The sequence below is a fragment of the Cytobacillus purgationiresistens genome (genome assembly GCF_030813235.1).
GTDB lineage: Bacteria > Bacillota > Bacilli > Bacillales > Cytobacillaceae > Cytobacillus > Cytobacillus purgationiresistens.
Genome location: NZ_JAUSUB010000001.1, coordinates 422,021 through 446,922 on the forward strand (window position 1 = coordinate 422,021; position 24,902 = coordinate 446,922).

The 24,902-nt window shown below is 39.1% G+C and carries 16 protein-coding genes and 1 pseudogene; 10 read left to right on the forward strand and 7 right to left on the reverse strand.

From position 1 onward, the window contains the following. Positions 1 to 44: 44 nt before the first annotated feature. Together J2S17_RS02175 and J2S17_RS02180 are read right to left on the reverse strand one after the other, a co-directional pair. On the reverse strand, positions 45 to 356 hold the full coding sequence (locus tag J2S17_RS02175; RefSeq protein ID WP_307471446.1) for a hypothetical protein: 312 nt from the start codon (positions 354 to 356) through the stop codon (positions 45 to 47). 206 nt (positions 357 to 562) lie between these two features. Further along, on the reverse strand, positions 563 to 784 hold the full coding sequence (locus J2S17_RS02180; RefSeq protein WP_307471448.1) for a hypothetical protein: 222 nt from the start codon (positions 782 to 784) through the stop codon (positions 563 to 565). A 722-nt stretch (positions 785 to 1,506) separates the two neighbouring features. On the opposite strand from J2S17_RS02180, the gene J2S17_RS02185 reads away from it, so the two are divergent. Genes J2S17_RS02185 through J2S17_RS02200 form a run of 4 tightly spaced genes read left to right on the forward strand, consistent with a single transcriptional unit; the run spans position 1,507 to position 9,266 of the window. Then, positions 1,507 to 2,580, forward strand: coding sequence for a Wadjet anti-phage system protein JetD domain-containing protein (locus J2S17_RS02185; RefSeq protein WP_307471450.1), 1,074 nt, complete (start codon positions 1,507 to 1,509; stop codon positions 2,578 to 2,580). Continuing rightward, positions 2,571 to 4,085, forward strand: a complete 1,515-nt coding sequence (locus J2S17_RS02190; protein WP_307471452.1) for a hypothetical protein — start codon at positions 2,571 to 2,573, stop codon at positions 4,083 to 4,085. Before J2S17_RS02185 ends, J2S17_RS02190 begins: the two co-directional genes overlap by 10 nt. Further along, positions 4,082 to 4,828: a DUF6063 family protein gene (locus J2S17_RS02195; RefSeq protein ID WP_307471454.1), complete on the forward strand. Its 747-nt coding sequence runs from the start codon at positions 4,082 to 4,084 to the stop codon at positions 4,826 to 4,828. The genes J2S17_RS02190 and J2S17_RS02195 overlap by 4 nt, the downstream gene beginning before the upstream one ends. Continuing rightward, complete coding sequence (locus tag J2S17_RS02200) at positions 4,806 to 9,266, forward strand: coiled-coil domain-containing protein (protein ID WP_307471456.1); 4,461 nt, start codon at positions 4,806 to 4,808, stop codon at positions 9,264 to 9,266. The genes J2S17_RS02195 and J2S17_RS02200 overlap by 23 nt, the downstream gene beginning before the upstream one ends. A 285-nt stretch (positions 9,267 to 9,551) precedes the next feature. Here J2S17_RS02200 and katG read toward each other — a convergent pair whose 3' ends face one another. Beyond that, positions 9,552 to 11,780, reverse strand: coding sequence for a catalase/peroxidase HPI (gene katG / locus J2S17_RS02205; protein ID WP_307471458.1), 2,229 nt, complete (start codon positions 11,778 to 11,780; stop codon positions 9,552 to 9,554). A gap of 1,048 nt (positions 11,781 to 12,828) precedes the next feature. On the opposite strand from katG, the gene J2S17_RS28785 reads away from it, so the two are divergent. The 6 genes and pseudogenes from J2S17_RS28785 to J2S17_RS02225 all read left to right on the forward strand — a co-directional run bounded on the left by J2S17_RS28785 (position 12,829) and on the right by J2S17_RS02225 (position 19,595). Then, a complete protein-coding gene (locus J2S17_RS28785) occupies positions 12,829 to 13,020 on the forward strand; it encodes a DUF3221 domain-containing protein (protein WP_370874930.1) in 192 nt (63 codons plus the stop codon). 27 nt (positions 13,021 to 13,047) lie between these two features. Continuing rightward, a pseudogene (locus tag J2S17_RS28790) lies at positions 13,048 to 13,217 on the forward strand (ABC transporter); the annotation flags it as partial. Positions 13,218 to 13,711: 494 nt separating this feature from the next. Then, positions 13,712 to 13,936, forward strand: a complete 225-nt coding sequence (locus tag J2S17_RS02210; protein ID WP_307471460.1) for a heterocycloanthracin/sonorensin family bacteriocin — start codon at positions 13,712 to 13,714, stop codon at positions 13,934 to 13,936. Positions 13,937 to 14,098: 162 nt separating this feature from the next. Further along, positions 14,099 to 16,051, forward strand: a complete 1,953-nt coding sequence (locus tag J2S17_RS02215; RefSeq protein ID WP_307471461.1) for a putative thiazole-containing bacteriocin maturation protein — start codon at positions 14,099 to 14,101, stop codon at positions 16,049 to 16,051. Beyond that, positions 16,048 to 17,988, forward strand: coding sequence for a TOMM precursor leader peptide-binding protein (locus tag J2S17_RS02220; RefSeq protein WP_307471463.1), 1,941 nt, complete (start codon positions 16,048 to 16,050; stop codon positions 17,986 to 17,988). Before J2S17_RS02215 ends, J2S17_RS02220 begins: the two co-directional genes overlap by 4 nt. A 26-nt stretch (positions 17,989 to 18,014) precedes the next feature. Next, a complete protein-coding gene (locus tag J2S17_RS02225; protein WP_307471465.1) occupies positions 18,015 to 19,595 on the forward strand; it encodes a SagB family peptide dehydrogenase in 1,581 nt (526 codons plus the stop codon). 951 nt (positions 19,596 to 20,546) lie between these two features. Here the strand turns inward: J2S17_RS02225 and J2S17_RS02230 are convergent. The 4 genes from J2S17_RS02230 to J2S17_RS02245 all read right to left on the reverse strand — a co-directional run bounded on the left by J2S17_RS02230 (position 20,547) and on the right by J2S17_RS02245 (position 24,685). Further along, positions 20,547 to 21,026 carry a staygreen family protein gene (locus J2S17_RS02230; RefSeq protein ID WP_307471467.1) on the reverse strand — a complete coding sequence of 160 codons (480 nt, stop codon included), beginning with the start codon at positions 21,024 to 21,026 and terminating at the stop codon, positions 20,547 to 20,549. An 80-nt stretch (positions 21,027 to 21,106) separates the two neighbouring features. Beyond that, positions 21,107 to 21,883: a YybI family spore inner coat protein gene (locus J2S17_RS02235; protein WP_307471468.1), complete on the reverse strand. Its 777-nt coding sequence runs from the start codon at positions 21,881 to 21,883 to the stop codon at positions 21,107 to 21,109. Between the two features lie 171 nt (positions 21,884 to 22,054). After that, positions 22,055 to 23,014, reverse strand: coding sequence for an alpha/beta hydrolase (locus J2S17_RS02240; RefSeq protein WP_307471470.1), 960 nt, complete (start codon positions 23,012 to 23,014; stop codon positions 22,055 to 22,057). 18 nt (positions 23,015 to 23,032) lie between these two features. After that, positions 23,033 to 24,685 carry a flavin-containing monooxygenase gene (locus J2S17_RS02245; RefSeq protein ID WP_307471472.1) on the reverse strand — a complete coding sequence of 551 codons (1,653 nt, stop codon included), beginning with the start codon at positions 24,683 to 24,685 and terminating at the stop codon, positions 23,033 to 23,035. Positions 24,686 to 24,902: the final 217 nt, after the last annotated feature.

Consider the following 24,902-nt stretch of genomic DNA (forward strand, 5'->3'; position numbering starts at 1 on the left):
CAGGTATCATTGCCCCTGTTATTCTTTGTAGTGATTAGCTTTTTTTATATTTGTTCTTTTGCAACGATTTCATCTTTTTCCTGTACAATGATGGTCAAACCGCCAAATTTGCCTGCAAGCCAATTATAAATCACAGTCATTAAGGCAATCATCCCTAAGTATACTCCAGCATAAAATAAAGAGGCCAGCAGCATAATAAATATCCCCATCAAGGCTACCGCTCCGTCTTCGATCATAAGGACCATCGTAGTAATGAGTCCTACTATAATCATTATGATGATGGGAATGAATAATAAATAAAGAGTGCTTTTAATGACGGTTCCTACGGTAAAGCGTTTAATCTCCAGTGTTTTCATGTTGTTCCTCCCCGAAATAGTAATACAACTAAATATATGTATCTCCTTAATGTCTCATTCATTATAACTGGTTATTTAATAGAAATCATCTTTCGTCAATGGAGGGAGTTAGAAGAAGGGGATAAGATGAGATTGAAAAATGGATAATAAAAAGGAGCTTATTCAACGAGAAATTAGCTCCAACTTAATATGTCATTAACATTTAACTAGAATAACATTCTTCCGGTTATTTCAAACCAAGTATTTTCCATGAACACAATAAAAACAACTGCCAATATTATTGCAACAATAGATAATAATATCTTAATCCGCATTATAATCGCATGATGACTTTTGTACAATTTCACCATCATGATGGCTGCCAGAATAAAGATAGATATTAACACAATACCAGCTATTATATCGATATAGGTAAGGGGTGGTCCCAAGTATCGATCTAAAAAACCATTGGTTATGAATACCCATGCTAATTAAAATAGTCTGATACATTGTAAACTTAAAGAGCTTCAAAGTGGTGTACTCCTCTAGGTATAATCATACCCATCATACAGGATATTTGATTGAAATGGTATATTATCATTTAACAAAAAATGCTGATTCTCAGAGTTTGCTTTTTAAAGAATGTCCAATATGTCCTTATCTAAATATGATACTTCTATATTTGATAATTCAATCGTTCACGTTTCCATCTTTCTATCCTCCCATTTTCAGCAATAAAAAAATCACAAGACTCTGCTTGTGATTGCGAGTAAACGGGAATGAGAGCTTTCCGGAAATCCCTTCACATACTTAACCGGATTATATAATGAACCAGTTGAGGCAGTGAAATACACCTGCTTTAAAGAAAAAGCAGGATCTTTTTAGAGATATAAAAAAAGAAAGGCAGAACTCGTATGAAATTTACGAGTTCAAAGCTGGGAAACGCAATCTAATGTTTAAAAGTTACTGCAATTTAAATCGTAAGTTTAGTAAAGGTCAATAAAAAAAGGATGCAGCTTAAATGACAAACACTTACAGCATCACACAAACAATTTCAAAAAACTAAAAACGGCTGCGTCAATGACGCTAGACCTATTGATAGTTTATAATGATAGGATACTCATTGTGGATTGATTCTGTCATCCATATGATACTAAGAAGATTTAAGTAGGTGAGCACCATCGAAGTAATCGAGACAAGAGTAAGAGGTTTTATTGAGGATATTCAACACCCGAAACAAAAAAAGAAAATCAATATCAATGAGTTGGAACTTCAGCTAAGGCAGTTGATCGATCATTATTTTGATATGGATGGATATTCATGGTTTTATCAATCGATTGTAAAGCTTCAAGATGAAGGGGTCCTGCTCCCAATTGAAAACAAACAATCAAATGGGAGAAGTCCAGCACTGCCACTATATTTTTGGGTTGCGCTAAAGACACAAACGACCACCTGGGATCGTCTTGAAATGATGAAGCGCAGTGATCAGCTTGACTTTTCATATTATGAGCGCCATCCAGAATGGCAATCTCATGATGAATGGCTGCGGATAGAGAAACTTTATGATTTTCTTCAAACGAACGAGGAGCGGGAAACTGTTTCCATTGAAGAAAGAAGCCTAGAGTTGTTTGGCCATGAAAAATTTCTAACAGATGCAAAGGACTTTCCTGAAGGCATTGGGTTTTTAAATAGAATAGGCATTTCAGAGGATGGTTTGAAGATCGTGAAATATGGAGATCCATTTGTATTCTGGATTAAACAAGGTACAGAACTGACAGATATCCAACGCGTATTAATTATTGAAAATAAGTCTTTCTTCCATACGGCGATTAAACTGCTGGAAGAAAATAAACTGGACTATGAACCTGAATTGATCATTTACGGTGAAGGTCACAATATCGAAACAAGTTTTTCCTTTTTCTTTCGAATCTTTCCGCCTAAGCCTTACCTCTTTTATTATGCGGGAGATATCGATGCTGTCGGATACAGCATCTTGATTCGTCTGATAGCAAAATATCCGGATTGCTGCATTCAGCCTGCTCTGAAAATCTATCGCAAAATGCTTGAATGTATAGACCAGAGCAATGATCAAAAAATGGGCCAATTTAAAAATAGCGAGCATCGTGATCTATTCTTCTCATGGTTTACCGAACAGGAAAAGGGACAGTTACTGCAATTATGGCAGCAAAATAAGCGAATACCTCAAGAAGTATTAACAATAGAAACATGGAGGAGATGGATGTGAATGAGTCATGGGAAGGATTCGCTGGACGGATTCAACGATTAAATCCGCTGTTTGAGCTTGGCAGGGGCATGGAGGTTGGCGATTTGAAGCCACACATCCAAACCATTCTCATGCAAGTGCTTCTTAATATATTTTACAGTGAATTGAATGATGATGACAACAGGCGGAAGTCAGATATCAAGTATATGGTAGAAGAAGCCATTAAACAAATGAAGCTTTTGGCAGATGATAAGCAAATTGATCGAATAACAAGTGGACTTCTTTACCAAGGGAAAGAAGAATACAGCAAGCCATTTGAAGCATTATATTATGATGAAATCAGACAATCTTGGGAAACACAAACCTTCAGATATGTCACAATGGATGAGCTGTACACGAACCTGGAGATGGGTGGCACAATCGTCTATAAACTTACAGACGTTGCTCAAGAAATGATTTTTATGAGTCGAGAAATGGCAGAGGAATTCTCCATCACAATTGAACAGCTTTATAGTATGCAATTAATTAAAAACGGCAATTTCCGAAAAGCTACGAGAAACCTCGATCACCTTATTTCACGTGTGAATCGCTTAATGTCCGGTGAATACACCTTTCAAAAGGAAATGATCAACAATCCCAAAGTATTATTGATTGAAGAAGAGCGGCAACGGGCTGATAACCGCGAGGAGATTGAGAGACAGTTTGATGAAGAGAAGGCCCACTTCCGAACGATTTCATCAATGATTGAAAAAACAAAGCGTCGGAATGAAGAAGATGATCATATTCAGCAAGAATTGTTTATTCTTCAGGAAAAAATTGGCCATACGCGGCAATTGCATGATCGCTTTGCCAAGCTTGTCATCCAAAATATTTCATATGAGATGAAATTAAAAGCAGAAAACCCATCGTTATTCTGGGAAAACAGCCTTGTATCTTTCCGCGAACATATATATGAAAACTGGTTAATGAAGGAAGGCGTCCAGAGCTTTGATGACGTTGAAAGTATTCTTTCCCCTTTATTCTCACCAAAGAATGAATTCATACTGCCGATGGATTGGATTTGGGGTGAACAGGAACTCGTGGAAAATCAAATGATTGATACAGTGTTAGAAGAGGAAGCGGAAGAAAATCTAATTCCCATGCGGGTGACGAATTGGGAATCTGTGATTACGGCATGGAGCTATGTTTTTCAATACTTGCAAACATATGGCGAGTTTTCATTAACGGACCTTAATACTTTGCCGCTTGAAATTCAAGACCTATGGTTTGAAGAATCAGAGACGCTTGATTTATGGATGATGTTTGATAAAAAACCGTTAAAAGTCCAAGTGCTGCATCGGAATGAAGAAACGCTTAGCGATGAGAGAGAGATTCTGCTATATAAGCTAATGAATGAGTACCCGCAGTTTCAAGTTTTTGAAGGTTCAAAGCTATTTACAAAGTTCGATCATCTAGCAGAGCCTTTTATATGGTATAACACAAAAATTACACCTTTTAAAATATGTGTACAGGAGGAAAAGGGATGAATGCAGAAACCATCAAAAAAGCTTCCGCTATTTATTTTTCATTATTAAAAGAGAAAATAATCGACGAGAATAGCGAACACTTTCAGACTTATTACGAACCGGAAGTGCGACAAACAGTTTTATTATTAGCGGATGAATCAGGTACATATATTATTGAATCACCAAAGCGCATCCATTTGGTTGTACAGCCTACTGGATCTGTCTTTGCAACCAATTTCACACATATGAAGGAAAAGCATAGACAGATAGAGACTAAGAAACAATTTCATATTATTAGTCTCATCATTATGGCTTTTCTTGCAACAATTGACCGCAATCAAGCAGCGATGATTCGGACGATGCGTGAAGGAATAAGCTATTTTTCATTAGAGCGGCAGGTAAATGACCTCATCACCAATTGGGAAAGTATATTAAAAACAAAGCCTTCCTTTGGCGAGGAAGTCCGGATTGATATGAAGGAGGTTGTTACAACGTGGAAATACATGGAGGTAGATACGGATGATTACGGTCTCAAGAAAGGGCATAAACGAACAAGAATTGGCTTAATTGCCAGTGCCATGCGTTTATTGGAAAATGAAGGTCTCATCGTCATTCTCGATCGAGATGATATTCCAAAAGCCATTCCAAAAACAGAGTTATTCGAGCGAATTGAATATCTGTATCATGATTATGACCGTTATGAATTATTAAAAGAATTAATGACAGCTAGGGAGGATGAACATGCCGAAAATCCATCGCATTAGAATTGTTGGTCTTAAATACGACGGTATGCAAAAGCAATACGAAGATACTACGTTTAATTTTCATAATGAAGAGACCTCAACGAATGGTCTCATTGCTATGATGAATGGCGGCGGGAAAGGCGTGTTCCTGCAAACCATTTTCCAAGTACTTAAGCCTGGAACCTCATGGGGAAAGCAAAATAACCGTTATTACCAGCAGTTCTTCTTTAATAATAAAGAGCAATTTATCCCCTACACGTTTCACGTTCTCATAGAATGGGAATTGGACGGTGCAGATAAGCGCCATTTAGTTACTGGCGGCATGTTCACAGCTGAACAGCACATCTCCATGAATGATGATGGAGCATCTGAGAATCAATCATTGGAAAAGGATGCAAAGATCATTCCTAATATCACCTTTTACACCCGGGAATTTGACCGTAAGCAAGATGTAGCACTCGAACATATACCATTATACGAAAATGGTAAAGTAGCTGACACTGAGTCCCTCAAGGATTATTTCAAGTGGAATGGCTATGACGTATATCGGGATACGAAGAAGCATTACCGTATTTTAGATACATACGGAATTAATCGTAAAGACTGGGATATTATGAAAGAAATTAACAAAGATGAAGGCGGGGTTGGGAAGTTTTTCGAAGGAGCAGAGGACGATCATTCTCTGTTTCAAAAACGGATTATCCCTACTGTTAGCCAAGTATTGCATCGAACAGAACAACAGCGGAATGATCTAGTCGAAATTTTTAAAAGTCAGGCCAGCATTGCGAAGGATCTCCCTGTACTCCTGAAAAGAGAACAAGCGCATAAAGAGTTTTTAGAAGATATTGTCCCCTTTGAAGAACAGTTGGCTATCGGGACCCGGCATAAAGAAATTGTCGGTGCGAGCACCAAGGTGGGGCGACAACTGCTGGGCGCATTAGAACATGTGATTACCGCAGAAAAAGAGTCATTACTCAATTTGGAAAAAGACAATGAGAAATTAATAGCCCGTCATTTGGAACTGCGCTTTCAAAAGGATAATTTAGAATATGCTAAGTCGCATCGAGAAGTAAAGCAATGGGAACTGAAATTGGAAGAGGAAAACAAAAAACATGTTTCTTTACAGTCATTTGTTAATGAAAAGAATGAAAGAAAAGAACAGTTAGCCTTTTCTTTACTGCTTAAAGAATGGAATGAAATCGAACAAACCGTTCTTTCCCTATCACAACAGGTGGAGAAATTGGAACAGAATAGCGGTTTAGAGCAAGTGAATCAGCGAATGGATGAAATCAAGATTGAAGCAGCGACACAATGGAACGATGCTTCTCAATCCATCCAAGGAGCTGTAAAGCTATACTTGGGCTACCAAAAGTATTTAACTAAAAAAACGAAAGATCTTTTAAGCCGTGATAAACAAAAAACAAAAGAGATTGTGCAGCTGAGCTCAGATTTGGAATCTCTCTATAGACAAATTCAAGCGTTTGAAAAGAATGAAGCAAAACTGACAAAACAATTCGGCGACCGCCTAACCTATGATTTAAAAGGGTTTATAGTGCACTTCCGTAAACAGGTTGAAGATAAAAAGACCGAGTTTACTGAGCTGCAGGGAAAAGAAAAAGATTCAAGAGAAAAACAAAATCAGCTTGCGACATCTCATGGCACCCTTGTTCAAGCTCTACAGTTTGCTGAAGACAACTGCGAAAAGTTAGTAGAAGCCCATAAAAAGCAGCTGCAAAAAGAAACGAAGCTTGCAGATAAACTCCATGGCCTTTTGCCTGAGCTAAGTGAAACATTTACTCATGCACTTTTATCAAAGTACAGCAGGGATGTAGAGGAAATTCTAAATCAAAACCGCCAGCAGAGTGAAGAGATTAAAAAGGAATTATGGGAAACACAGCTGGATCATTTCTTAAATGATGAACATTTTTGGATTGCGAACAAGGATGTTAAAGAATTAAAGGAATGGATCGATGAAAAAACAGGGATTGATGTTTTTTACGGTACACAATTCCTTCAATCGCTTAGTGATCAGGAATGTGCCAATTACCTTCTTCAGTATCCTCTGCTGCCCTATGGACTAGTCGTAAGTAGAAATCAATGGCAAAAAATCAACCAGCAAGTTCTTTCTGGCCGCATGTTTAAAAGTCCCGTACCGATTTACATGAGGGAAGAAATGAAAAATGCCGGTGAGGCATCCTTTGTCATCATCAATGGCACAGAACAAGATCTATTAACAAATAAAAATCAGTTTACTAACTGGAAAATAAAGATGGCTAAGGAAATTGAAGAAAAGAAAGAAACATTAATTGAAGTTGAGAAAACAGAGCATTCCTTACGAGGCATTCTAAAGGACATAGATCGGCTATCTTCAAACGACCTATGCAGCGATATCGAAAAAGCAATTACTATTCAACAAACTGCGATCCTGTCCAAGAAAACAGAATTACAGCAAATCACAACACAACAGGAAAAAGAGAAACAAATACAGCTTGAAATAAAAGAGCGAATAGAAAAAGTTCTGCAAAAGATAGAATCAAATACGAAAGACGCGGACACACTTGAAAAATTCGAGCAGGAAAAAGGGCTTTATCAAGAGAATACGCGAGTGAAAACAGAGCAGGAAAAGCAAAAGGAATCTCTCCTTATCCAGCAGCAAAAAATGGAAAAAGAATATGAAGAGAACAGGGTGCTGCAAAGCGAGTGGAGTCAAACGTATTTAGAGTGGAAGCATGCAACAGAACAAGCGATCAAGCGGATTTCAGTCTTTATAAAAGAAGCTGCGTTTCCTGCTGACGAAAAAGCGGAGCAATCAGAAGAGATTCCCAATCTATCATCACATGTATTAGATTCAATCAATGGCAGCATTGCAGAATTAAACCAATTGCAAAAATCGAAAGAAGAGCAAGCACAGGAGTTGCTCGTTCTTCAAGCTAAAAAAGATACGGAACAAAAGCAGCAGCGAAAATTAGAGAAAAAGCTATTTAATTTTAATGAAAAGTGGAAGGAATCTCCTAAAGCGGATGAACCAATCAGTATATTGGAGAACATGCTGCAAACCGCGCAGAAGGAAGTAAAGTCTGCTGAGAAAGAGGAGCGTCAGCAAGGTACCGCAGTAACGGTTGCAGAAACCTCGTTAAAGCATGCCGCCGATCAGCGGGAAAAGGCCGGGAAAAAAGTCAGCAAGCATGACAAACAACCTGAAGCATGGGAAGAAACGGATCTTGAAGTAAAAGAAGTTGAAATCAAGGATCAAACAAAACAAACAAAAGAAGAACTAAAGCGAACCGAAAAACAGCAAAAAGAAACTGAAACAAATATTACTGGTCATGAAGGTGACATGTTAACCTTATCTGTCATCCTAAAAGATTCAGCGGCACCATTTAATGAAGAGGACCTTGAAAAAATAAAAAATCAAGGAAAAGCATGTATTTTATCCTGGTGCAATGAGCATCAAGCCATACAAGATGAAGGTCAAGAGAAGCAAGCCAAAGTCGAACAAACCTTGCGTAATCTGAAACTGACAATCGAGGGGAAAGATTGGGAAATTCGCTTTAAAAATGAAGTCCTAACCACTCTTGATCATATGGATACACGCCATTACGAGCATATTCAAACAATCGTAAAGAACATGAAACGTTTTTCTCAGAGCGGATTAGAGCAATTGGACCGCGACAAAGAGCGTGCTGAAAAAGCGCAGGACTTTTGGGCCAGCAGAGCCAGCATGAAGGTGATGAGCATTGCTGAGGCTATACGTTCAATGATTGCAAAAATGAAAATTAGAAATGAGCGGGGTGCTTTCCCTCTTGTCCAGCTAAAAGTAGACATCTTGCCGAAAAAAGCGGATGATATTGAACCGCTTCTGAAACAACATTTCGTTGTAGCCATCGATAAAATTACGAAACAATTTGACATGATTGATGACAATAATCGGGCACTAGAGCAAGAAATCAAACAATTAATCAGCGATGAGCAAATACTCTTTATTTCACTTCGAAATCGTTATCCAGAATTACTCGTATACAATATGAGAACGGACAATGCCTTTATGTATGGAAAACCGAAGAAGGAGCATTACTCTACATGGCAGACGATTAATCAAGGCTCCAAGACTAAGTCTGATGGGAGCGGCGGACAAAAGCTGTCTGCACGAATGGTCATGATGATGATGTTATTATCCGTAAAAAGTGAAACTGACCAAAGCTGGGTTCCATTAATATGCGACAATCCATTTGGACAAGCTGCTTCTGCACATGTTCTGGATCCGATCTTCGCAGTCGCAGAAAAGCTTAAGTTCCAATTCATCGTCGTCACACCGCCTGAACTGGTTAAAACCGAAATCAGTCAGCGTTTTGATGCCTACTATAAATTAGACTTTATTCGAGACAAAGGAAAAGAAATTGTTACGGATACGGTAGTGCCAGCATATCGGATTTATCAAGGAGAAGAGGTAACTCAATAAAGACGAATTATCATTACAAAGCATCTCAATGGTTAGAAATCGTTATCCGAAGGAGATGCTTTGTATCATACAAAAATTTATTCAATTACAGGTAATGCGAGGCAATTAACAAAGATGTACCGAGATAATATTTAAATTTTGATATGATAGTCCAATACAATATTGGAAAGTATCAGAGATAATTAGATTAAAAAGCGCCTAATTTAATGGAGTTAATTTACAATTATGTTTCATTAAGAATGAAACAACGCCGTCAATCATCTGACGGCGTTTTTTTTATATTGCTTATTGCTTCCCAGCTAATACTGTTTTCTTTGTCTTAAGATCAAAACGATCGGCATTCATGACTTTGACCCACGCTGCGATAAAGTCGTTTACGAATTTATTCTTGTTATCTTCTTGCGCATAAACTTCTGAAATGGCACGTAGGACTGAGTTCGAGCCGAATACAAGGTCAACCCTTGTGGCAGTACGTACGACTTCACCCGTCTTGCGATCGCGACCTTCATATACATTTCCATCTAATGGTTTCCACTCAACACCAATGTCAAGCAGGTTTGTGAAAAAGTCGGTTGAAAGTGTGCCAATATTATCAGTGAATACGCCATGTTGAGTCCCGCCATGATTTGTTCCAAGAACACGCATACCGCCAACGAGTGCTGTCATTTCAGGTGCAGTAAGGTTTAGTAATTGTGCCTTGTCTACTAGAAGCTCTTCTGCGGTTACGCTATATTGCTGCTTTTGGTAATTGCGGAAGCCATCAGCAACTGGCTCCAATACTTCAAAGCCCTCTACATCTGTTTGCTCGTGTGTTGCATCTCCGCGACCTGCAGCAAAAGGAACTGCTACATCAACGCCAGCATTTTTAGCTGCTTTTTCAACTGCTGCACTGCCGCCTAGGACGATTAAATCAGCTAAGCTCACTTTTTTCTCTAATTGCCCTTGAAGGTCTTCCAGTGCATTAAGCACTTTTTTAAGCTGCTCAGGTTGGTTCGCTTCCCAATTCTTTTGCGGCTCAAGACGAATGCGAGCACCGTTTGCCCCGCCGCGCATGTCCGAGCCGCGGAACGTGCTTGCTGAAGCCCAAGCAGTGGTTACCAGCTCGCTAATCGTAAGTCCTGAATCTAAGATTCTTCCTTTAAGGTCTGCAATTTCTGCATCAGTTAAATCATAATCAACAGAAGAAACAGGGTCTTGCCAGATAAGCTCTTCTTGCGGCACCTCTGGTCCCAAATACCTGTCTCTAGGTCCCATGTCACGGTGAAGCAATTTAAACCATGCACGTGCGAAGGCATCGGCAAACTCTTTAGGATGCTCATGGAATCGACGAGATATCTTTTCGTAAGCTGGATCCACGCGCAATGCCATGTCAGCTGTAGTCATGATTGTTTTAACACGGATGGATGAATCCTCAGCATCTGGAGCTAGATCTATTTCATCAGGATTGATCGCAGTCCACTGATAAGCTCCAGCAGGACTCTTTGTCAGCTCCCATTCATAGCCAAACAATAAATCAAAGAAACCGTTGTCCCACTGGGTAGGGTTAGCCGTCCAAGCACCTTCAATTCCGCTTGTGATGGCATCGCGGCCTTTGCCGCTGCCATGCGAGCTTAACCAGCCCAACCCTTGTGCTTCAAGAGGCGCAGCTTCCGGCTCTGGACCAACCTGCGCGGCATCGCCTGCACCATGTGCTTTACCAAAGGTATGTCCACCTGCGACAAGTGCGACTGTTTCTTCATCATTCATTCCCATACGGGCAAATGTTTCGCGGATATCATGACCACTTGCGGCTGGATCTGGTTTACCGTTTGGTCCTTCAGGATTTACATAAATAAGTCCCATTTGCACAGCAGCAAGCGGATTCTCAAGGTCGCGGTCACCTGAATAACGGTTATCGCCTAGCATTTCCTTTTCATTGCCCCAATAAATGTCTTCCTCAGGATGCCATACATCCGCTCGGCCTCCGCCGAAACCAAATGTTTTCCCACCCATTGATTCAATCGCCACATTACCTGTTAAAAGCAGTAAGTCTGCCCAAGAAATCTTGTTACCATACTTTTGCTTTATTGGCCATAGCAGGCGACGCGCTTTATCAATATTGGCGTTGTCAGCCCAGCTATTAAGCGGAGCAAATCTTTGTGACCCTGTTCCGCCGCCTCCGCGGCCATCACCTGTACGATATGTACCTGCGGAGTGCCAAGCCATGCGGATAAACATTGGACCGTAATGGCCAAAGTCAGCGGGCCACCAATCTTGGCTATCTGTCATCAATTTATGCAGATCCTGCTTAAGTGCATAGTAGTCAAGTTTATTAAATTCCTCTGCATAATCAAATTCTTCTCCAAGCGGGTTAGATTTTTTATCATGCTGATGTAGAATATTTAAGTTTAATTGATTCGGCCACCAGTCTTTGTTGGTCGTACCACTTGACTTTTGGCTGGTTGCGCTGCCATGCGAAAATGGGCATTTGCCTTCTGGATGATTTGCTTCAGAAATAATGTTGTTTTTAGTCATATTGATTCTCCTTTAAATGGAAATTAGTGAAAAAAATGATGCGAGCCGCTAACGAATCTCATATAATAATTATTATTATATAATGATTATAATAAAATATGAGTCCAATTGTAAATCTAATAGTGATTATTTATAATTTTTATTTTTTTTCATGTGAATTGGTAGAGTTTGATAAAACTCTTGATATTAGCATTATTCAACAATCTAACAAGAACCGGGTGGAGATTAATAAATAGAAAGTGAATCAAAATCAAGTGTGAGACCGAGATTCAGTTTACTACGAATTGATAAAAACTAATAATAAATGAAAATTGAATGTTTAAAGGGATTTTCATTTACTAGGGAACCATGAATTATTGAAAGAAAAATCTGATTATTTATATTGTAAGGGAATTCTCACAAGATTAAAAGCAATAACCTTATTGCTATTCAAAATAAAAATCACAGAGAAGGACTGGTCGTTAGCAGAAAATGGATTTATATATTGGTGTCATTACATATAGCAAATTGGTTATGGTAGAAGAAGTTCATGCTTGATGCCCGGTATGAACTTAGATGTAGATTGATATAAGGTTTAGTATGTGAAAATCTTTTTAAGCTGAAGGATAGGTTTGCCAACAGCTCAGACAAGAGATTTAGTTTAATACAAATGGGTTGAAGGTTCTTATCGATCATGATAGAAACTAACAGGCTAGCAACGCAAAAAAGATGAAGGGAAGAGTGATTTGATATACTTATGAATAAAAATCAGATTAGTTGTATATTATTGCCGTTATTTTCGGGTGTTATAAAATCAATAATGTATAGTTATTCATCATTCCGATTAACAGTAAAAGCTTAACCTCTGTCCTGTCACTACATAGCCATTGCCCAATCCTGGAATCCCGTAGGGAGCGTAATATAACAAATAAGCTATAAAAAGTACTGGATATTTTGTTATTTCTTCAGCAAAAAAATAGGAATCATTAATCCTATCATTGTAATCAACTAAATAATTTTTAAACTGAGTAAAGGAAAACAAAAAACCATATTTATTAAAACAGAAGTCATAAGCAATGAAGTTTTGAACACCTACTCAATCAATGAATTAATAACTCAATACGGATTTGTAGCAAAAATAAGTTCATCTAACCTTGACCATTCTGATTATAAATCTGGTGATAAAGTTCGTATTGGGTATAACGAAATACAAGAATCAGTTCCTGCACAAATAATTTTATTGAGATATAAGGAAATATAGTTTTTAAACTTAAATCCATTTACATGCATCGTCGATGGCATAGGCGTGTATACATGGCTAACTAGCAAAGTAAGTGATGATGTGCTGGAAGCTCAAATCTCGAGGCTGTTGCAGACATTCCAATTTTTAATGGTATTAGTGAATTAAATAAACGAGATATGATGGCGGTTTATCAATGTCTTGAGCAAAATGATTAAATTATGCTGACATTATTGTTCTCCGGAGTAGATTCCGGAATTAGGTAAATGATTGAAATAAAAGAATGATCATCACTAAAATCATAAACAGCAGTATCAAGTATTTGCAACAGAAACAATGACTACATGGTTTGAACTTCGTTAATTTGATTTGATAACAAAAAAATTAAGATCTTCATCAATCCGCCACTTATCAGAAGCAACAGAAAAGCCCAATTTCTCAATTTTAATACTGAGAAATTGGGCTTTTCTATTTAAGTAAAATTCATTCAAGGTCGTGTATTTATTAGGGATCAATTAATTTTCTTTGAAGCTATTTTCTAAGAATCATTAAAAATGGGTATCTGAATCAGTAACTATACCCAAGCAAAGCTCATATTTTGTTGGAGAAGGAGTCAATTCCAGCAAATACTCCTAAGACAAAGTTTAGTTAACTTAGTAATACTTTCGTCTTGTTATTATAATTTGCAAAATTTATTCGGAGGTGTTTTAAAATGAATGATTTCCAAAATGAACTTCAAAGGCTGAATGTCGGCGATTTTCGAGCAAACCAGGCAGTTTCTTGGGATCAAAACCAGCATAACACTGAGTCACGACTATTCGGTGGTTGTTTTGGATTCTTTGTTTGCTTTGGCTGTTTTGGCTGCGGTGGCTGTGGACGTTGCGGCGGCTGTGGACGCTGCGGTGGCTGTGGACGTTGCGGTCGTTGTTTCCGCTAAGGCTGTGTCAAATTCTAGTTTTTTTGTGACAATTGAGAAAGCCCCTTCAAACTTTTGTAGGGGCCTTTTCATTAAGTTTAGACATAAAAGACAAATTTCTTTACATATGATAATTGTGAAAATGATTGTCGATAATTCGAGAACAGCTTAAGGAGGATCGAAATGACCAATTTGACCCTTTCTATGCGTCTAAAAGTGAAAAGAGATACGTTTTTTCTCCCTGATTCAAATAAAGGAGTTTATTTTCGGAACAATTTAAGTTCATTTTTAATGGAAGGCGATTCAATTGACATGTGGATTGAAAAACTCATGCCTATGTTCAACGGTAAGTATACATTAGGCGATATAACTGACGGATTACAGGGTCCATATCGGAATCGGGTGTATGAAATTGCAGAAGTCCTGTATCAAAATGGATTTATCAGGGATATTAGCCAAGATCGTCCGCACCAACTGGAGGAGCATGTACTTAAAAAATATGCTTCTCAGATTGAATTTTTGGACAGTTATGGTAATTCAGGTGCCTATCGTTTTCAAACATTTCGACAGGCAAAAGTGTTAGCAATAGGCTCTGGACCTTTTTTTGTATCATTAGTTTCAGCGCTGATTCATTCCGGATTGCCTAAGATTGACATGCTAATCACAGAAACTGTGCCGACTAATCGACGCCGGTTAATGGAGATTGTCGAACATTTCAGTACAGAGAATATCGATGCTGAAATAAAGGAGATTACCTACCTGAAGGAAGGAGAAAATAATTGGAGGGAAATTGTAAAACCATTTGATTCGATCATGTATGTATCCCAAGAGGGGAATATCGAGGAGCTTGCGGCTCTTCATGATGTGTGTAAGCAAGAGAAGAAGCTGCTGATCCCAGCTATTTATTTCAAGCAGGTAGGAATGGCCGGTCCTCTAGTGGGGCCAGATCATGATGGATGTTGGGATTCTGCTTGGCGCAGAATACATCAATCCGTATTTTTAAATCAGCAATCCCACCACTACTCCGCTTCAGCGGGAGCGATGCTAGCAAATGTGATTGTATTTGAGTTGTTTAAAGAGATGACTGGATGCACTGAACTAAATCAGAAAAATCAATTCTACCTTTTAGATTTAGAAACTTTAGAAGGTAGCTGGCATTCGTTCGTTTCCCATCCAATGGTAACTGGAAAAATGACAGCCAAGTGGATAAATGATTTCAATCCTTTCCAAGAACGAACTTCGAGCAAAGATCAGGCAAACGAATTACTGCTATTCTTCAGCCAACTAACTTCCGCTGAATCAGGTATTTTTCATATTTGGGAGGAAGGAGATTTAATTCAGCTTCCTTTAGCACAATGTCGTGTACAGGCAACTGACTTATTGACAGAAGGTCCATCTGAGCTCTTGCCGATTATTGATTGTACAGGTTTGACGCACGAGGAGGCGAGACGAGAAGCCGGTCTACAAGGGATTGAATCGTATTTGTCACGGACTGTCGATCTGCTTGTTCCGACTTTGCCGCCATTGCAAGAAAGTGTTTATTTGGTGGAGGGACAGGAATGTATGAGTGCAGGAGCTGGAGAAACGCTTGCTGAAGGTGTTATTCGTGGGTTGCAAAGGTGTTTGGAGGAAGAATTAAGTAAACAGGTCGATCGGAAGCATTTTGTTTCTGTGGTTCAGTTAAACAAAGTAGAAGATGAACGCTGCCGCTTTTATTTGGAGGCACTTAGCACGATGCAGGGAGCGCCAATAATTGGGTCAGGTGAGGGAATATTTGGATTACCTGTAGTATGGGTTAGAACGAATGATGGCTGGTATAGAAGTGTAGGTTTAAATACTACAATAGCGCTGCGGAAGGCTTTACAGCAAGCGATTATGAATGTTCAAAACCAAGCTGATGGTACCTCAAAACAGGGATTGGAGTTTACTAATGTATTGTTGAATGAGGATATGCCACTAAGCCTTACTATCCATCAGGATGATGAATCCACTCAATTAGAAGCGTTACAATCTGCTATGCAGGTTTTGGAACAAAATCATAAGAAGTTATTGCTGTTCGAAATAGCGCAGGAACAGTTTTTGGAAGAGAAATTAGCTGTAGTTGGTGTGTTGATACGGGAGGTGGAATCACGGTGAGTGCAGTCATATTAGTTGTCGGAGAAGGATTTTTAGCGGACCGTGTGTGTGGAGAATTGACTACTAAATACGAGGTTATTCGTCAAACCGATTTTGAGTCTGAAATACCAGAAGCAACTGATTTGGCTCTCGTATTGCATGATACTTGGGATCCCTCCATTCATCAACAAGCTGAAGAAGAACTCAGACCAATAGAAATTCCATGGCTGCGAGGCTTCGTTTCTTTTGGGGAAGGGGTTATTGGACCGCTCGTTCGCCCAAATGACCCCGGGTGCTCTCAATGTGCTGATTTGCGAAAGCTCATGGCAGGGCGCGACCGTAAAGAGATGTGGGAAATTCAAAAGGGAATAGCTGTGAACGGTACACCACCAAGTGACATATGGGCATCGCGGTCAGGTCTCTTGCAGATAGCCTACCTGCTCGAGGCTGAGATAGAGAGGATATTGCAAGGTGCACAGGCAGAAGCAGAGGAACGCATTTATATAATCAATCTAAAAACACTAAAGAGTTCATCTCATACATTTTTGCCCGACCCATTATGTCCCGTTTGCAGTCAGTTGCCTGATGATTCACAGACGGCAGCCACAATATCATTGAAACCAAGTCCAAAGATTTCAGGCAGTTATCGTTGCCGTTCGATGGACGATTTGAGTAATGTTCTAGTTAAAGATTATCTTGATCACCGAGTTGGGTTTTTAAATGGGAAATTGCATGATTTTGTTCCTCCTTTTGCAGATGTAGGCGTAAATTTACCATTGTTCTCTGGCGATGAAGGAGTAGCTGGAAGGACTCATTCATATGCTGTTAGTGAGCAGACTGCCATTTTGGAAGGTTTGGAGCGTTATTGCGGTCTAGCTCCCCGTGGGAAAAGGACAGTCGTTCATGACAGTTATCGTAACCTGGAAAATCAAGCTCTTAACCCGCTGAAGGTTGGTGTGCATGCAAAGGAACAGTATAGAAAGACTGATTTTCCATTTAAACAGTTCGATTCTGATCAAGCCATCGATTGGGCATGGGGCTATTCATTTTTGCAAGAGCGCCCAATTTTAGTTCCAGAGCTGCTTGCCTATTACAGCTTGGGCTGCGGGCAAGGCTTTGTTTATGAAACTTCTAACGGATGCGCATTAGGCGGCAGTTTGGAAGAGGCCATTTTCCACGGTATCATGGAAGTCGTAGAGCGGGATTCTTTCCTGATGACTTGGTACGCTGAATTGACCCTACCGCGATTAGATCCTTACTCAGCTAACGACCAGGAATTACACTTGATGATCGACCGTATTCGAGCTGTGGCTGGATATGATCTGTATTTGTTCAACTCGACGATGGAGAACGGCATTCCAAGCGTCTGGGCAATGGCGAAAAACAGAAAGAAAAAGGGATTGAATATCATCTGTGCGGCGGGTGCTCACTTGGACCCATTACGAGCGGTGAAAAGCGCTGTACATGAATTGGCAGGAATGATGCTTACTCTCGATGGGAAATTTGAGGAAAACAAGCGGAAGTATGAACAAATGCTTGATGATTCTTCGCTGGTGAAACAGATGGATGATCACGGCATGCTATACGGTTTACCTCAAGCGGAAGAACGCTTTCATTTTCTGCTGGATGATAATCGTCCATTAAGGACATTCGATGAGGAATTCAAATGGAAGACTGCACATAAGGACCTCACGGATGATTTGAGAGAGGTTCTTCAGGTGTTCGGTCGATTGAAGCTTGAAGTGATTGTGGTAGATCAGTCTACACCCGAAACGAAACGCAATGGTCTTTATTGCGTGAAAGTGCTGATACCGGGGATGCTGCCGATGACATTTGGTCATCATCTTAGTCGTGTAACGGGACTAGAGAGGGTGCTCCGTGTACCTATGGAACTAGGATATCTGAAAAAGCCGTTAACAATTGATCAACTTAATTCATACCCACATCCGTTTCCTTAAGCGGTGACTTGCAAGGAGGGATGAGAATGAGTCTAGAGACATTTCTGCATAATCTGCATTTTGACATTGAAAAGGTAAGCCCACCGGACTGGAAGGTGGATTGGGAAGATGCACCACTTAAGTATAAGCTCTACCAGGGCCGACCTGAGACTCCGCTTACTTTGGAAGTACCGCTTAAGCTTGAAGGGCAAGAAGAACAAATTGAGCCTAATCTGCAGAAAATAGGTCACTTTCTTTGGTATATATATGGAATTACTCAATATTCTGAGTCAGCCTTTTCTTCGGATTCTGCTAAGCAGTCAGTGGAGCTGATGCAGTCATATAGGCGTTTTGTTCCGTCAGGCGGTGCGTTATATCCAAGCGAACTATATGTATATTTGAAGATCAAGGATTTGCCTGCTGGCGTGTACCATTATGATGCAGCACACCACCGTCTTATTTTGTTGCGCGAAGGAAATTTTGATTCTTATATAACCAAGGCTCTTGGTGATCGCTGCGCAATGTCAGCTTGCTTTGGGACCGTTATTGTGTCTACAATGTTTTGGAAAAATTTTTTTAAATATAATAACTTCTCCTACCGCCTACAAGGGTTAGATGCTGGTGTTCTTATTGGTCAGTTATTAGAAGTAGGGAACCGATTTGGTATTGAATCAGAGGTATATTTCCAATTTTTAGATCGGGCAATCAACCATCTGCTAGGGCTATCAGAAGAGGAAGAGAGCGTGTATGCTGTTATTCCACTATCGGTAGAACCTGCAAACTTGGACAAAAATAGGAGTAGAGTAGACAGGATTGTCTATGCTGATGAATTGTGCCGAGAATTGCCAGCCATTCAGTATGATTACTATGTCCGATCACAAAGGGTAAGAGAGTATCCGATGCTTACAAAAATAAACAAAGCCTCTATGCTGGAATCGACACAGTCGTTTAGGCAGATTTCATCGAAGGAGAGTATGGAGGAGTGCGATGAAGATTTTATCGCTCTTCCTCAAGCGAAGCGATTATCCTATGATTTAGCATCCGTTTGCCAAAATAGATATTCACCATCTTTGGATTTCGTAATGGGGAAGGTGAGTCAACTTGAAGTTGCCTCTCTGTTCCAAGAGGCAACTTCAGCATTGTTGTATCACAGTGATTTGGATGGAGCAAATAAGAAACACATGGCCCGTGTCTCCCTATTTGGCTGTTTAACTAATGTAGATGGGATTAAAGACGGTGCTTATGAGTATAAGAGTGCCAATCATGCTTTACAACAAGTAAATCTCGCTGATCATCGGCCTCAGCTGCAATACGGGCTGTCAGCAGGCAATATAAATTTGTTTCAAACTCCCCTCAGCCTGCATGTAGCAGGGAATCTTGATTATTTCAAAACAGAACTAGGTATCAGGGGATACCGCATCCAACAAATGGAAGTGGGCATACTCGTACAAAGATTATTATTAGCAGCGTCAGCCATCGGGATGGGAGGGCATCCACTTCTTGGGTTTGATGCGAACATTTGTGATGACATCTATAAGATGAGGACAAACGGAAAAACAAGTCTCATTCACATCCCGATTGGTCCCTATCGTCCCCGCGCGTGGTTGAGAGGGAATTTGTTAAGTTAAGTAAGGCTAATAAGGCGAAATCAGTCTGGCAAAAAACTCGAAGTTATTGTCCAAGTGGCTTAAGGATAGGCTGAGAGTTAAATAATATAATAAAAGGTATTAAAGGAAAAAGTATGATATAACAATTGAATAATCGGTATCACTTGAAACCCTAGATTATAGGGTTTTTTCTTATGTTTTGTTGCCGAACCTTTATAAACGAGAGATACTAGGATGGTGTGCTATTGCTTTCAAATTTATGTAAAGTATATCTGCTTTAAAGGCTAAATTGCTTTTGATGCAAACTCGATCAAAAGAGTAGATTAGGCAAATTTATACGGAAGTAAGCGAATGGTTACCTACGACTGTACCGGACAGGGAAGTATTAGTGACAAAGCATGTTCAAAATAGTTTTAAATTCTTAGTTTACATAATATATATTATAGGAAGTTGATTATATAAAGTTTTATTCTGTCTCATAACCAAAGTATACTCTAAACAGTGAGACGAAATGAATTAATTTTCTATCGATCACAATTTAAATCTATTTATTAAAAAATCCATTTTATATTTAATTGTTTGTTTATTTAAGTTGAAATAAATCTTAATGGTTATTATAGATCTGTCGAGTTATTAATTTCTGGCAAACTCATAATGCCTGAAATCATGTCAATTACGGATAAAATCTTTTAGTGTTGTTATAATATTTTATTAATGTATATTTAACCCATTTGCTAGCAAATATAGTTTTTCTTACAACGTTTGCAATTGCTAATTTTCATTCCCTCAAATTTTTTATATGGTGAATCTCATCGCGAAACGCTCATTATCATTTCTTTTGCTTTGTTCTATTTGCATACACACCTATTGAGTCCTCTTTCTCATTTTATTTTAGTTTACATAATAATATTATGTAAATAACAAAAAAAACAGGATCAACATTAGTCAATCCTGCCTCCTATTTCTTGCTGTTTATGGATTAGCTGAATGCATTGATTTGTTCAAAAATTGACGTGCTGTTCCATAATATTGCAGCTTATTGAACTCTGGGTAATTTGAATGAAATTGCACATAGATCGGTGAATTGAGCAGCCAAGGATAGTTGCTTAGAAACTCCCTATCGCCAAATAAAATGGCTGTGAGACCAAGATCCGCTTCTCGTTCATAAATCATGTATCTTATTTTTGCAAAATGCTCATCAAACTCTCCATTACTGATATGAACTTTTCCGAGTAATACATATTGCCCCATTTGAGGAATCCATTCAGCAAGTAACTCATCTCTTTGTGTTGGTTTAATTGCCTCATAATCATAATTATGACCAATGGTTAAAAAGATATCATTACTGGAATCAGATTGGGTTAATGTATATTTACGGTGTTCAACTGGTGTGAAATCGGTTGCAGGTGCTTGAAAATTAATCTTTAGATTTGATTGATCAAATGTATTCATCGGCATATATCCCCTTCAAATAAAGAGTGAAATATCACTTAGCCTAGTTTATGCCCGTTACTGGAAAATGTGATGAATGCCTATTTCTTTTTTTTCTTCGATGATTCTATGTCTACAACTTTTACTTTATCCAGCGTCCATTTTCCGTCGTTGTATTTCCAGATGGACTCTACAAATGCGATGGAATCAGCATGATATGAGCCGCTCACTCTTTGTATTCCTTTTAATCCAGTAGAGCCATCTTTTAAGGTGATCGGTTTTAATGAAGAATAGGAATCAACCATCAATTCTGTAGGTTCATTTAATTTACCATGATTATATAATCCTGATTTTTCATAGTCTTCCGCACGACTTTTAAGGTCAAAGGTATAGGTTTCACCTGTTTCCTGGATCGATATAGATGCTTTATAGTTGTCTAAAAACTGTGTGGTCATCATTACCGGATCTGGAACCGTTAAATCTTTTAAGTTAAAGTCCTTTAATGTATATAAATAGAAATTGGATAATCCTCCGCTTCCTCCTGTTGCTACACTAATATATATCTCTTTCACACCATCGCCGTTTACATCAATAAATTGAAGTTGCGGATCATATCCTGGTTCTAGTTCTACTTTAAAACGCTCTCCATTAGAAGCTTTTATTTGTAAAAATACCTCTCTCAAGAAATCTGAATCTTCTTCGTATCGGGTGCCTTCAATACTAATTGAATCCTTCTTGCCATCCCCCGATAAATCCGCTTCATCTTTTACTATTGTTATGGTGTCACCTTTTCTATCTTCACCAGCGAATACACCTGTAATTGTAGATAAACTCATCATAAAGAAAGCAGCAAATGCAAAAAGTAATTCTTTCTTCATTAGAAACCCTCCTACTTTTATTACTAATAGGATGTCCATTTTTGGAAAATAGATGCAGATATTCCATGAAAAATAGGCACTTCTGATTGAAGCGTTCGTAAATGTAAAAAGGCCTAATCTCTAATAGATAGAAATCAGGCTCTAAGACCATTATCATGTTAATCTTTCCTTTTACTTACTTAATACTTTCTCATTTTGTGGATTTAGAGCTTTCGCAAGTGCTTGAACGTAGCCATTCACTGCTTGCACTCCTATCTCTGAAGTTGGGTTCAAAATTTCAAAGGCGTGATAAGCACCGGGATATAGATGGAATTCAACAGGAACCCCGGCTTGCATCAATCGGGTAACATAGTCTAATGTTTCATCACGAAAAGGATCCAGCTGGCCAACACATGTATAGGTAGGTGGAAGCCCTGAGTAGTTTTTGGCGCGGGCTGGTGCGGCATATGGTGAAATATCGCCATTCGCATGTTCGCCTAAATACATTCTCCATGCAGCTAAATTATTCCCTCTATTCCATATCGCACGTTCATCCGTAATTTCATAGCTGGATGGTGTGGTATTTCGGTCATCTATCATCGGGTAAAGCGGCATTTGAAATATGATTTCAGGGCCACTGCGATCCCTAGCTAGCAAAGATAAGGCAGCAGTTAACCCTCCCCCTGCACTTTGGCCAGCAACTGCAAGCCGGGAGACATCAATATTTAGGTCATCTGCTGATTGAGCCATCCATGTTAGAGCAGCATAACAATCCTCTAACGGAGCCGGATAGGGATTTTCGGGTGCCAAACGGTAATCTACTGAAACAACCACACATTTAGCTTCTTCACTAAAAATCTCGCATATTCCATCATTACCATCAGGGTCTCCTACTACATACCCCCCTCCATGGATAAAAAGCAAAGCAGGTAGTGAGATTCGGCCCCTTCCTGCTGGTTCATAGATTTTCACTTTCATAGGTTGAGAGTCTCCACCTGTAATCATTTGGACTGAGGTTGATACATGGGGTGAAGGTTCTATTGGTACAGATGGTGCTTGCCTTGCCGCTTCAAGCCCTTCAGGCAAATTAAAAGCCGGGAATATCTTTACCATTTCCTTCAAATCTTCTGCTACTCTACTCATAAAATCCATCATAATACCTCCTAGTATTTATATATTGATTTGATTTGAAGTCATTTTCAATGTGAAGCCTTCATAATCCTTGGATGCTATTTCAGTGATTTTCTTATTATATGGTCCTACTCCGCCTAAATAAATCAAGAATGCCGGAGGTTTCCCTTCAACATTTGCTCCCGTATACCAGGATTCTGTCTTTGAATAGAGAGAACGATAGAACAAGTCGTTGCAATGCTTGCTCCATTCTTCTTCTGCATGCTCATTTGCTTCAATGGTTTCCACATCGTTTTTGTCTAGATATTCGATACAATTAGAAATCCATTCCACATGATGTTCAATACTTGTAGGCATATTGCTTGCTACTGAAGGACTTTGCGGGCCAGTTATCATAAACATATTAGGAAATCCAGCGGTTGCAACTCCAAGATATGCTCTTACAGACGCACCTTCTGCCCATTTTTCTTTCAGGCTTAACCCGCCCTTTCCTTGAATATCGATCTTCAACAACGGTCCAGTCATTCCATCATAGCCTGTAGCAAAAACAAGGATATCCACTTCATACTCTTCATTCGCAGTCCGAACACTATTAGCAGTAATCTCCTGAATAGGTGCCTCTTTTACATCAACTAGCGTCACATTTTCGCGATTAAATGTTTCATAATAATCGGTATCAAGGACTAATCGTTTCGTAGCAAAAAAATACGAGGGCATCAATTTCTTGGCCACAGTTGGATCTTGTATTTTGTCACGGATTTTAGAGCGTACAAAGTCCCCGATGGTTTGATTTGCAGTTTCGTTTATCAGCAAATCATTATATGTAAAACTCATTTTGAAACCGCCGTTCTCCCATGCCTCCTCATAAACCTTTCTTCTTTCATCTGCTGAGTCCTCTAGTGCTGAGCGTTCACTATTATCCCAAGGATAACCTGCACGGGAATGATGCATTTTCTGCCTTGTTTCACTATATTTTTCTTTATATTGCCTAACCATGTCTGCATCGTATGGATGATTTTTTGCTGGAATGGCGAACTGTGGGGTTCTTTGAAAACTAATTAGCTGCTTGGCTTCTTGTGCAATGACTGGAATGCTTTGTATCCCGCTTGAGCCATTACCAATCACACCCACTCGTTTACCTGTAAAATCAACCTTTGTATGCGGCCATGCGCCAGTGTGATACCATTCTCCCTGGAATTGATCCAACCCTTTGAAATGAGGTATATTCGTAGCATTAACTGATAGACAGCCAACACCTGTAATAAAATATTTTGCTGAGACTTTTCTCTCATCATTTAAGTGAATTTGCCATCTATTTTTATCCTTTTTGTAACTTGCGCTTTTAACTTCGGTATTAAATTGAATATCTTCGCGCAACTGCAGTTTATCTGCAACAAAATTAAGATATCTAAGTATTTCAGGCTGTTCAGGATATCTTGAACTCCAAGACCATTCCTTATAAATCTCTTCAGAAAAAGTGTAGCAATAAGTATGGCTCTCAGAATCACAGCGTGCACCTGGATAGCGGCTCCAATACCATGCGCCGCCAACACCATCACCTTTCTCATAGACGCGAACGGTAAAACCCTTTTGACGCAGGCTATGCAACATATACATTCCTGAAAATCCTGCTCCAATGACCACTGCATCATATAATTCAGTCGTTGAATCATCTTGATTATTAATAGACATGTTCATACCTCCCAAGTTCGTTTGATCCATTGTCATCCAATCTGCCAGATACATCTAATCTAACTATTTTGGAACCGCTTTCAATTAATCGTTTGTAAACTCTGCTGAGACATCTTTGTCTATAGGGCCAAATAAGCAGATGATGATTATTAATATCCTAACTTCCTTGTTTAATTTTCTTTATATTTTGAATATAAAGTTTATTTTAAGTGTAATA

Excerpts from the sequence above, each read along its gene's own strand:
- J2S17_RS02175 (WP_307471446.1), bottom strand. The coding sequence starts at position 356 with ATGAAAACACTGGAGATTAAACGCTTTACCGTAGGAACCGTCATTAAA.
- J2S17_RS02190 (WP_307471452.1), top strand. The coding sequence starts at position 2,571 with ATGGATGTGAATGAGTCATGGGAAGGATTCGCTGGACGGATTCAACGA.
- J2S17_RS02195 (WP_307471454.1), top strand. The coding sequence starts at position 4,082 with ATGAATGCAGAAACCATCAAAAAAGCTTCCGCTATTTATTTTTCATTA.
- J2S17_RS02200 (WP_307471456.1), top strand. The coding sequence starts at position 4,806 with ATGCCGAAAATCCATCGCATTAGAATTGTTGGTCTTAAATACGACGGT.
- katG (WP_307471458.1), bottom strand. The coding sequence starts at position 11,780 with ATGACTAAAAACAACATTATTTCTGAAGCAAATCATCCAGAAGGCAAA.
- J2S17_RS02210 (WP_307471460.1), top strand. The coding sequence starts at position 13,712 with ATGAATGATTTCCAAAATGAACTTCAAAGGCTGAATGTCGGCGATTTT.
- J2S17_RS02215 (WP_307471461.1), top strand. The coding sequence starts at position 14,099 with ATGACCAATTTGACCCTTTCTATGCGTCTAAAAGTGAAAAGAGATACG.
- J2S17_RS02225 (WP_307471465.1), top strand. The coding sequence starts at position 18,015 with ATGAGTCTAGAGACATTTCTGCATAATCTGCATTTTGACATTGAAAAG.
- J2S17_RS02230 (WP_307471467.1), bottom strand. The coding sequence starts at position 21,026 with ATGAATACATTTGATCAATCAAATCTAAAGATTAATTTTCAAGCACCT.
- J2S17_RS02235 (WP_307471468.1), bottom strand. The coding sequence starts at position 21,883 with ATGAAGAAAGAATTACTTTTTGCATTTGCTGCTTTCTTTATGATGAGT.
- J2S17_RS02240 (WP_307471470.1), bottom strand. The coding sequence starts at position 23,014 with ATGGATTTTATGAGTAGAGTAGCAGAAGATTTGAAGGAAATGGTAAAG.
- J2S17_RS02245 (WP_307471472.1), bottom strand. The coding sequence starts at position 24,685 with ATGTCTATTAATAATCAAGATGATTCAACGACTGAATTATATGATGCA.